At 39.0% G+C, this 2,534-nt stretch carries 2 protein-coding genes and 1 pseudogene; 2 read left to right on the forward strand and 1 reads right to left on the reverse strand.

Going from position 1 to position 2,534, the window contains the following annotated elements:
• Positions 1-122 (forward strand): annotated as a pseudogene (locus O9332_RS07735) (IS630 family transposase); the annotation flags it as partial.
• A gap of 461 nt (positions 123-583) precedes the next feature.
• Here the strand turns inward: O9332_RS07735 and O9332_RS07740 are convergent.
• Positions 584-1,810, reverse strand: coding sequence for a dicarboxylate/amino acid:cation symporter (locus tag O9332_RS07740; RefSeq protein WP_002760505.1), 1,227 nt, complete (start codon positions 1,808-1,810; stop codon positions 584-586).
• Between the two features lie 122 nt (positions 1,811-1,932).
• Between O9332_RS07740 and O9332_RS07745 the strand changes: the two genes are divergently transcribed.
• Positions 1,933-2,526: an IS607 family transposase gene (locus O9332_RS07745; protein WP_288024715.1), complete on the forward strand. Its 594-nt coding sequence runs from the start codon at positions 1,933-1,935 to the stop codon at positions 2,524-2,526.
• Positions 2,527-2,534 lie beyond the last annotated feature (8 nt).

Raw genomic sequence — 2,534 nt, forward strand, 5'->3', positions numbered from 1 at the left:
GAGAATTTGAAAATAAAGAAGAACTGGAAAAAGTAGTCAATCAGCTTTTAAATGAAGGGGGATTGATTATTAAATGGAGTAGAAAACTTAAAAATAAGGGTAATGCTGTCAATGTAACTTAAATGCGTAAAAGCTTATCAATCAGGCGACTATGTGACCCTTGAACAATACTTGAGCAAGGATTAAATCACAATGGATTATAGTATTAAAATCTCTAAATCTGTACAAAAACAGATTGATAACTTACCTAATGCTATGAAAGGTCGTATTCTTGAAAAAATTAAGGGTTTGGAAATAGAACCCTGTCCTTCTGGCATTGTTAAATTAAAAAATTCTGAACAGGAACACCGTCTCCGTATCAGTGATTATCGAGTGCGTTATCAAATTGGGTTCTTCGTTACTTGGTATGGTTTGATCGGGTGGCATAAATCGACTAAATCCTTATCTGGCAAGAGACTTAATTGATTAGCTCGTTCTAGATCGAAAACAATTGGCAAAAATCGAAGCAATGTCTTTATATATAAGGGTTTCATCCCTTATAACCCCCCTCCATTGCATAACAAAAACCGAAGAACCGGTGAGGCTAGTTTTTTGATTCTAGGGATTTTTCCTTTTCTCCTAATTCCCAGTAATTGAGCAGGATGGCATTAACTGTATTACCGATCACATTTAATACGGTTTTAAAGCCATCGGTCAAGCGATCGACCCCCGCTACTAAAGCCACTCCCTCTAATGGTAAACCCGCTGCTGATAATACGGTAGTCATGGTAATTAATGCGCTGCCGGGGACCCCCGGGGTACTAAAAGAAACCAATAAACCACTCAATGCGATCGCTAATAACAAAGAGGGACTTAAAGGAACTCCGTAAACCTGAGCGATAAAAAGAGCATTAAATCCCTGTAAAATTGCCGAACCATCGCGTTTTAGTACCGTTCCCAAGGGAATAGCGAAACTGGCGATATCTTCGGGTAAACCGTATTCTTGAATTTCCCGCAAAACCACGGGTAAAGCAGCGTTAGAACTAGCAGTACCGAAAGATAAGGATAAAGATTCCGATAAAGAGCTAAAAAAGCGTCGAGGTTCTCCTTTGAGGGCAAAAAGGAGCAAAACATACACCCCAATCATCAAGGCACTGGCCAAAAACAGACCAAAAACATAGAAAAAAAGTCTCGCCACTAATTCTAATCCCTGGGTGGCGATAACCGAAGCAATCAGGGCAAATACCCCCACAGGTGCTAGATAAAGAATCACCGATAGGATTCTCTCGCTGATTAGATAAAGACTGTCTATCAACAGAATAAAAGGTTTTGCCCCCTCTTTGGCCAGTCCGATGCCGATACTAAATAAAACTCCCGTCACGATTACCTGTAAAAGATTGCCCCCGGTAAGAGCTTCTAGGGGATTAACCGGAATCAAGCTGATCAGCCAATCTCTCAAGGATACTGGTGTATTGGTGGTCATGGCGGCATTAGTGGCAAATCCCTCTAAACCTATCCCCGGTTTTAATAACAACGCCGTCGCCATGCCGATTAACAGAGCAAGTGTACTGGTTAGCAGATAGCCAGTCATCAATCTGAGTAAATATCTACCGATCCGCGCCGCATTCTGTACCCGGGTTAATCCTAAAATAAGAGAAGAAAAAACGATCGGAACCACCACAAATTGAATTAAGCGCAGAAAAACCTGTCCCACCGGCGCGAGAATATAGTCATCTAAAGGTAGGATTAGCGCGGGAAAAAAACCATTGAGCAGCGCACCGAAAACAATTCCCGCACCGAGGGCGACTAAGATCAGGTTAGATAAATTCATGGCGTTAAGTTGAGAATTCCGAGACTAATTTGGGGCAGTATTGTAAAGTTTTATAAAAAATATATGCAAATAACTGCAAACAACTGCTAATATGGTTAGTACAAGTTTACATTGCAGTTCATATAAAACTATCAGATTATGCTAAGAAAAAAGGTATCAGTTATGACACTGCTTGGAGAATGTGGAATCGAGGGCAGTTACAAGGAGAACGTCTTCCTACAGGAACAATTATTATTTTTGAAGATGACCGTTTTTGCGGTGAAAATAAAGTAGCTATTTATGCGCGAGTTTCTAGTTCAGAAAATCAATCTAACTTAGAGACTCAGGCAAAAAGATTGGAAGCTTATTGTATTGCGAAAGGCTATCAAATTGTTCGAGTAGTTAAAGAAGTAGGAAGTGGAGTCAATGATCATCGAAAGCTATTATTAAAACTTCTAGAACAAACTGATTATAATTTGATGGTCGTAGAACATAAAGATCGTTTAAGCAGAGTAGGGTTTAATTATCTGAAAGTTCTTTTAAATCAAACAAATAGAGATATAGAGGTCGTGAATCTAGCAGAAGAAAGAAAAGACGATTTAATGCAAGACTTCGTGAGCATAATTACCTCATTTTGCGCTCGATTATACTCATTAAGACGACGAAATAGAAAGACAGAATGTTTAATTAAATGCCTTGAGGAGAATGATGAAATTAGTTCAAAAACATCTAATTAAATTTAATC

Origin of the sequence: Microcystis sp. LE19-10.1B (genome assembly GCF_027530565.1) — a bacterium.
In the GTDB taxonomy this organism is placed as follows: Bacteria; Cyanobacteriota; Cyanobacteriia; order Cyanobacteriales; family Microcystaceae; genus Microcystis; species Microcystis aeruginosa.